The organism is Bacillus sp. VT 712 (genome assembly GCF_001614195.1).
GTDB lineage: Bacteria > Bacillota > Bacilli > Bacillales > Bacillaceae_H > Priestia > Priestia flexa.
The window spans coordinates 1-7,802 of record NZ_LWBK01000063.1 but is presented as its reverse complement, the minus strand read 5'-3'; the positions used below and the strand labels follow the sequence as shown (position 1 = coordinate 7,802).

Here is a 7,802-nt window from a genome sequence, read left to right as displayed (position 1 = left end):
GAATTGGCCAGTATCGGAAGAAAGTTCGCCTCCATCGTGAGTTAATTTGAGTTGGTGATTGAAATGAAGTGTTGTTTGCGGTAATCTAATCATGAGAAGAATCCTTTCTTTTGGTTAGTTCTTAGTCGATTTAACCTTAACAGAAATGGATTCTTTTTTCATTTTTTTAGTGAAAAAGAGAATCCCACAGGAAAGCCGATAAATCGCCTTTCCTGTGGGATTTTGTATTTGGGTATGAATAATTCAGGTACATGATATTTATAAAGATAAATTTACAAGAGAGGAATTAATCGATGGGTTACATGCACCAGAAGCAGTAGAGACATTACAAAATCAAATCCTCTTTGTTGCCCAAGGTTATCAAACTGATGAGACAAAAAAGTTTTTATCGGAGAAGAAGAATTGAATGATGAAGACTTCACCCCGGAAAAACAAAAGGAATACCTAGATAAGCTCATTTTATCTTTAATTGATGAGGGAAAAGATATTAATGAGATTTTAGATATGCCTTATCACTTTGTATTGGAAATTTTACATGAACGAAATAAACCTAAAAAAGAAAAATCCTTAATTGCCGCGTTTGGTGGTTGGATGTTTCGAGCAGCTGTGACTTTAGCAAGTTCAGACTGTTTAATAATATCTTGTAAGACCGTTACCTGACATGTGTCTCTGATTTGATATAAAGGGCCCATTAATAAACAAAAAATAAGCGCAAGTATTCCACTGGAAGTTGTTGAAAACATAAATGTGAATAGTCCCATAGACAAACCACTTAAGGCTATAATGTATCCCATTTTCATTTCTAAGATTCTTGACAAATATACAACAATTAATCCTCCTAGAATAGGGTTCTGGTGCAAAAACTTCAAAATATCTGCAGGTAATCTCCCAAACTTGGACAAACTGATACTAGTATTCTAAAAGAAGGACGTGATCAGTATGGAAAAGAAAAATCTATTCAAATGGAAACAGTATCAACCTGATATTATTTTATTAACCGTAAGATGGTACCTACGGTACAATCTCAGTTTTCGTGATGTAGTCGAAATGATGGAAGAACGCGGACTATCGATTGCTCATACAACGATCATGCGCTGGGTTCACCAGTATGGTCCTGAATTAGATGAGCGAGTACGACGTCATCTTAAGTCAACCAATGATTCTTGGCGAGTCGATGAGACGTATGTGAAAGTCAAAGGTCAATGGATGTACCTCTATCGTGCCGTTGATTCAGAAGGAAATACGATTGATTTTTATTTAAACAAAACAAGAGATCATAAGGCTGCAAAGCGCTTTTTCAAGAAAGCTTTGCGGTCTTTTCATGTTTCCAAGCCCCGTGTGATCACAGTAGACAAGAACCCAGCCTATCCTATGGCGATTGAAGAGTTGAAGAAAGAGAAAAAGATGCCGGTAGGCATTCAAATACGGCAGGTAAAATATCTGAATAACATCGTAGAACAGGATCATCGATTTATTAAAAAACGAGTGCGCTCTATGTTAGGGTTAAAATCTTTTCGTACAGCTACATCTATTATTTGTGGAATAGAAGCGATGCATATGATAAAAAAAGGGCAACTTATTTCACGAGACAAGTCTGCCCAAAATCAAGTGGAGTTCATCCATGAACTATTTGAAATTGCTACTTAAGACTAGATTCTACTAGGGAGCTTTTCACCTCTTTACATCTTTCTTCAGTATTTGCACCAGAACCCCTTTTTCTTTGTTGCAAACTCCAAAGGCTGAAAAGGAAAAAAAGAAAGAGAAACTACCGGAGGTAAAGAAAAGTGTAGCTGACATTATTCCTATCATCGATCAAACAAATAGTGGGTTATTTCAACTAAAAGATGATGGTGGCTTTTTTGGGATCTGGCAGCTTCAAAGTACAGATATCAATGCCATGCATGACCAAGAGGCAGGACGCAATATTTATACGCTGGCCAAAACGTACCAGGGCGACAAAGATCCGTTTAAAATTATCTCGTTAAACTTGCCTGTTTCAACAAAAAAGCAACAACAGTATCTTGAAAAGAAAATTCGAGAAGCAAACAATGCGTTATCCCTTCGGTTCTTACGAAAGAAATTAAAAGAACTTCAATATTTAGAATGGGGGCGAACCAATCGAGAATACTTTCTTTTTCTATATGGACCGACTGTACTCGCTGTAAAAGAACGAAAAGATCAATTTATGCGAGATATTCAACTGGCTGTCCCTCTGTTACCTGTTTCGGATGAAAAACAAATTAACCTTCTTTACAAACTCTATAATCAAAACGCCAAGCTTGGTAATAAACAATAAGAAAGGATGATAAAACCATGATAACTTTACCTTTTCGTAAAAAAGAGAAAACACCTCAAGAGATCAAGCAGAAAAAAGGATACAATCCCTATTTTGTTGCACAGATTCAACCACAAGGAGGCGTGAGATTTAAAGAAAACCTTGTTCGAAATGGCGATGGGTATTCGACGTGTATTCATATTTATGAGTACCCAACGAACATAAATGATTTTTGGTTGGAACCGATTATGAACATGCCAAATGCCATTACTACCTTAGATGTGGTAAGTGATGAGCGAAAACAAGTCGTAGAAGCGATCAATAAAAATATGTCAGAACAAAACGCACGGCATGTGAATGCCAAAGAAAACATTGATCGCATGGATGCACAAGAACAGTATTTAGATATGAAAGAGTTATACCGTCAAGTCACAAATGGAGAAGTGATCAAACGCATACACCTTCGCATTTATATTGCAGAAAAAACGATTCCTGACTTAGAAAAGCGATTAAAAGAAGTCATTCATCACCTTGAAACGCATAACTTCAGAGGATCCATTTTCTTAAATGAACAAGAGTACGAGTGGGAATCGTTAGTGACGCACTTTGACATACAAAAGAAGTATCCCAATAAGCGAAAAGGAAAGGAAATCCCCGCATTAGCATTAGCCGGAGGGTTTCCTTTTCATTTTACCCACTTAGATGATCCATACGGTACGTATCAAGGGACAACTCGTACAGGTGGTAGCGTCATCTTTGATTTGTTTCACAAAGACCAACAACGTAAAAGTTATAATGCAGTGTTGATGGGCTTAATGGGCGCAGGTAAATCCACGTTTTTAAAGAAAGTCACCACGGATAATGCCATTAAAGGCTATAAGATTCGAGGATTTGATATTGTAGGAGAGTTTGAAAGTCTCGTCAGAGAATTAGGAGGTAAACAGATTGCGCTAGATGGATCAGAAGGGCAAATTAATCCCTTACAGGTATTTAAAACACATGTACATGAGATTAATAGCTTTACGCAGCATTTATCCAAACTAACCGTTTTCTATCGCTATATTGCACCAGAAGCAAAAGATGATGAGTTAAAAGAGTATGAAAAGTTACTTCGCAAACTCTATATCCAAAAGAAGTTATGGAATGATGAAAAAGGCGCAAGCAATCATATTACAGGACTTTCACCAGAAGCCTATCCAACGTTTAGTGAGTTCCTACAGCTCATTCGGAAAGAGCTATATGCAAATGAGAAAACAAGAGAGCATCATCCGAACTTAGGAGAGTATCGGAAACGTCGTCTTGAACTCATTGAGCTTAACATTGAAAACTTGGTTGAAACGTACGCTCATTTGTTTGATGTCATTTCAACCATTGAAGATTTTAACGATGAACAAGTTGTATTCTTCTCCATCCGTCATTTATCCAAATTAAAAGATGAAATTGCACAAGCACAGCTTTTCAACGTCATGAGTTTATTGTGGGATGGGATGCTGCAGAATGGAGAAGCACAACTGGCAGCCTTTACGAAAGGGACATTGACCTTTGAAGATGCTGTTCGTTATCTCATTGTTATTGATGAGGCTCATCATTTAATTAATACGAAAAAAGGAAATGAACATACCTTAGATTTCTTAACTGAGTTTAGTCGAGAAGCACGAAAATACTTTGCTGGATTGATTTATGCGAGTCATTTAATCAGTGACTTTGTTCCAGATGGCTCCGAACAAACAGCGATTGAGAAAATTAAAAAACTCTTTGATTTAACGCAATATAAATTTATCATGCAGCAAGATGATAACAACTTAGATACCATTCAACGAGTCTTTAAAACAGGGATTACTGATAGTGAATTGGCTGAGATTCCGAAGTTGCCAATAGGAGATGTCCTTCTTTGTATTAAGTCCGTAAAAAACATTCTCTTTCATATTGAAATCGATGAGGAAGAAAAAGTGCTGTACGGTGGAGGTGCATAAGCCTTGCATATCGTTTTACAGCTCATTCCAAAGAAATATTTGATTGGAGGCACGTTGATCCTGTTAGGATTATCGGGCCTCTTAATCATGAGTACAATTGTAGCCATTACAGGTGAATTTGAAAAAGATGGTCAACAAAGTGAGGTAACAGAGATTGAAGGCGGAGGCATTGGTGTAGGAACGGCTAATGTGTCACCAGAGGTCATGAAGTATCAACCCTTGCTTGAAAAGTACGCACAAAAACATGGGTTAGATGCTTCGTATGTGCCCATTATGATGGCATTGATGATGCAAGAAAGTGGAGGAAGAGGCAACGATCCAATGCAAAGTAGTGAGTATTATTGTGGATCAGTTGGGTGTATTTCTAGCCCTGAATTATCGGTCGATAAAGGAGTTTTACATTTTAAAAGTGTCCTAGAAAAGGCTCATTATGATTTGAAACTTTGCCTTCAGTCGTACAATTGTGCGCAACGTTCTTAACTGAAAAGGTTAAGCCTTCGGCTTCTTCCAGTCGAAGAGAACTATTACTTCGAGAAATCAAATGATAGGGTAACGCCTTGAAGGGTTTCCTCTGATACTCCGACATGCACAGAACAATGGATAATCGTTGTAAGTGTATGAAGCTCGGTAAAGTCGGCTGAGAGTAACCGTAAGACGAAAGTTGTCACGAAAGCTATCCAGAGGTGGATAGTGTTACCTATAGGCCGGGAGTCTATAAAATACTCAAGGATAGAATGGATTCTAAAAACTATCGGTTAGCTGAATCTGACGAATCTCCGAATGTACGGGTCTAGAACGTTTACTGTGCAGAAATGTGCAGGCCGCGTGCGCGGTGTTAGTGCGGATGAGTAAGATTAATTGTTATGAAAATCCGTATATTGTTACAGGCAATATAAAGCTAACAGGCTTAAAGGAGAATCCTAAAAGTATATGTACAGATAGAAGTAATGGAACGTTGAAAGCTGTCAACATGGAGGGATTATCCTCTAAGAAGTGTTTAGAAGGAAAGTGGGCATGAGAATAGTGCTTCATATAACTTCTATTTATGACAGTGATAGTGATGGCATAGTACCTATGAAGCGTCTAATCCACGTGGAGGGAGGGCCATTAGTCTAAAAAGAAGGTGTATCCATCCATTTAATAGTTTGTTTGTTAGTAATAATAAGGTTCTAGTGAGACTAAAAAAGGTGTTCCTCAAAGGAGGTACCAACTTATTAAGAAAACAAATAAGCTTCGACATGCAGAATATTATAATATGCAACATGTTTTTGACCAACTTTATTCACGAAGTCGAAATGGAAACAACTTCTACAAGCTCGTAGAGCTTATGAAGAAAGAAGAAAACATTCAATTAGCCTATCGCAATATAAAGAGAAATATGGGGAGTAATACCCCTGGTGTTGATGGTAAAACCATTAAGGATATCAAGGAGTTAACTATACAAGAAGTCACTACTACTATTCAACAAATGTTCAATTGGTATCAACCAAAAGCAGTAAGAAGAGTATACATTCCAAAAGCTAACGGAAATAAACGTCCTCTAGGAATCCCAACTATTTGGGACAGACTTTTCCAACAGTGCATATTGCAGGTTCTTGAACCGATTTGTGAGGCGAAATTTCACCCAAGGAGCTATGGATTTAGGCCGAACCGTAATGCTCATCACGCATTTGCTCGGGTTAATAGTTTAGTTAATAACCGTGGAGATGGTTATCACTATTGTGTGGATTTAGATATTAAAGGCTTCTTTGACAATGTAAACCACGGAAAGCTACTCAAGCAAATATGGACATTAGGAATAAGGGATAAGAAATTAATTTCTATTATATCAGCCCTCATAAAAACTGAAATTGTTGGAGAAGGAAAACCCCAAAAGGGCACTCCGCAAGGAGGCATATTAAGTCCGTTACTTGCAAACATTGTGTTGAATGAATTGGATTGGTGGGTTAGCAATCAATGGGAAACCTTCACTTTTACGAGAAGAAACTACACTACTCAGCGTAGTAGGTTAAGTGCACTGAGAAACTCCAATTCAACTCTCAAGAGGTGTTATCTCATACGCTATGCTGATGATGCGAAGATTCTCTGCCGAGATTATCCTAGCGCATTAAAGATATACCATGCAACCAAAGATTTTCTTGAAAAAAGATTGAAGTTGGATATAAGTCCCGAAAAATCCCAAATTGTTAACCTAAGAAAAAGGAGTAGTGAATTTTTAGGCTTCACAATTAAAGTTAAATCCAAAAGAAAAGGTTTTGTTGCTCATAGTCGAATGAGTCCCAAAGCGCGTATGCAAGCTCATACTAAACTCAAAAAAGCTATTAAGACTATAAGTAAGAAACAATCAATCGAGTCTGTATGGCACTACAATACAGTCGTTATGGGAATTCACAATTACTATGAGGTCGCAACACACATAAATATAGACTTGGATCACATAAGTCAACACTTAACCAAAACGCTATATAACAGGCTAAGAAGAGATTGGAAAAGAGCTAAAAAATCTGATATGACAGATGGACTCAAGAAGAGGTACTGGCGATATAATCCTAAATGGTATAAGGCTCATGACATGGTTATCATTCCTATCTATGCTTGGCGTCATAGATATGCAATTAACTTTTCTCAAGAGATATGCTCATACACCCCTACGGGGCGAGAAAAACTTCATGATAATTTGAAGGCAGTAAATAAGGAAGTTCTAAGACATGTCCAAAGGCATTACGAAAATTATCGTTCAGTAGAATACAACGATAATCGAATTTCTAAGTTCGTTGCGCAATATGGAAAGTGTGCAATAAGTGGCCGGGAATTAGGACTATTTGATTGGGAATGTCATCATAAAATTCCTTTACATTCACAAGGAACTGACGCATTTGACAATCTCATCATCATTCTCAAAGAATTTCACATCGCCATACACCATAAAACAAAGGAAAAACTAGAACATCTCTTTGAAGAATATCAGCTATCAGAAAGCAAGGTTAGACTCTGCAATAAATTATATAAATTAGCTCATAATTAATCTCATTGAATGTTTGGATACATTGAAATTAGATGGAACGCCGTATGAGGTGAAAGTCTCGTGTACGGTGTGAAGTGGGGGAAAAGATGGCGATAACATCAAATTCTTACCTATCACTATTTGGCGGTGGATTTATCAATTATGTCATGAAAAATGGAGGCAAATATACACCAGAGCTAGCAATCTCTTTTTCACAATTGCAATATCAAAAGGTAAAGCATACAGGAAATTATCACTGTGTGCGTCCTGAAATGGTTCCTTATTCCGCCTGTTATGGCGACGCCGTGCGCCCGTAATGGGTGATAAGAGAATATGGTGATTGCAAGCCATTAGGTCTTCCCTAGATGACCTAGCATCACTTGACTAACCTTGGATGGAAACTGAAAGGGGACAATAGCATGTCAAGAAAGCCGCGAGTTGACTAAGCATCAAGTCAAGACTGAACGGCAAGGTGTGAAGTATGGATAAGGATGAAAGCTAAACTGCTTTAACGATAGCACAAGGAAGGCTACCGTAACTCATTTCGGAA

At 37.7% G+C, this 7,802-nt stretch carries 8 protein-coding genes; all 8 read left to right on the top strand.

Annotated elements, in window-relative coordinates; all coding sequences use genetic code 11:
* Window positions 1–238 precede the first annotated feature (238 nt).
* The 8 genes from gpG to A2U94_RS19140 all read left to right on the top strand — a co-directional run bounded on the left by gpG (window position 239) and on the right by A2U94_RS19140 (window position 7,569).
* Complete coding sequence (gene gpG, locus A2U94_RS22390; RefSeq protein ID WP_502686070.1) at window positions 239–406, top strand: phage tail assembly chaperone G; 168 nt, start codon at window positions 239–241, stop codon at window positions 404–406.
* On the top strand, window positions 403–660 hold the full coding sequence (gene gpGT / locus A2U94_RS19170; protein ID WP_035321268.1) for a phage tail assembly chaperone GT: 258 nt from the start codon (window positions 403–405) through the stop codon (window positions 658–660). Before gpG ends, gpGT begins: the two co-directional genes overlap by 4 nt.
* Before the next feature lie 279 nt (window positions 661–939).
* Window positions 940–1,647, top strand: coding sequence for an IS6 family transposase (locus A2U94_RS19165; protein WP_062954763.1), 708 nt, complete (start codon window positions 940–942; stop codon window positions 1,645–1,647).
* A 76-nt stretch (window positions 1,648–1,723) separates the two neighbouring features.
* Window positions 1,724–2,296 carry a TraC-like domain-containing protein gene (locus tag A2U94_RS19160; protein ID WP_152545181.1) on the top strand — a complete coding sequence of 191 codons (573 nt, stop codon included), beginning with the start codon at window positions 1,724–1,726 and terminating at the stop codon, window positions 2,294–2,296.
* 17 nt (window positions 2,297–2,313) lie between these two features.
* Window positions 2,314–4,248 carry a VirB4 family type IV secretion system protein gene (locus A2U94_RS19155; RefSeq protein WP_025909569.1) on the top strand — a complete coding sequence of 645 codons (1,935 nt, stop codon included), beginning with the start codon at window positions 2,314–2,316 and terminating at the stop codon, window positions 4,246–4,248.
* A 3-nt stretch (window positions 4,249–4,251) separates the two neighbouring features.
* Entirely contained in the window at window positions 4,252–4,728 is a 477-nt protein-coding gene (locus tag A2U94_RS19150) for a lysozyme family protein (protein WP_082823085.1), read from the top strand.
* A gap of 775 nt (window positions 4,729–5,503) precedes the next feature.
* Window positions 5,504–7,273: a group II intron reverse transcriptase/maturase gene (ltrA, locus tag A2U94_RS19145; protein WP_025909571.1), complete on the top strand. Its 1,770-nt coding sequence runs from the start codon at window positions 5,504–5,506 to the stop codon at window positions 7,271–7,273.
* A gap of 86 nt (window positions 7,274–7,359) precedes the next feature.
* On the top strand, window positions 7,360–7,569 hold the full coding sequence (locus A2U94_RS19140; RefSeq protein WP_025909572.1) for a lysozyme family protein: 210 nt from the start codon (window positions 7,360–7,362) through the stop codon (window positions 7,567–7,569).
* Window positions 7,570–7,802: the final 233 nt, after the last annotated feature.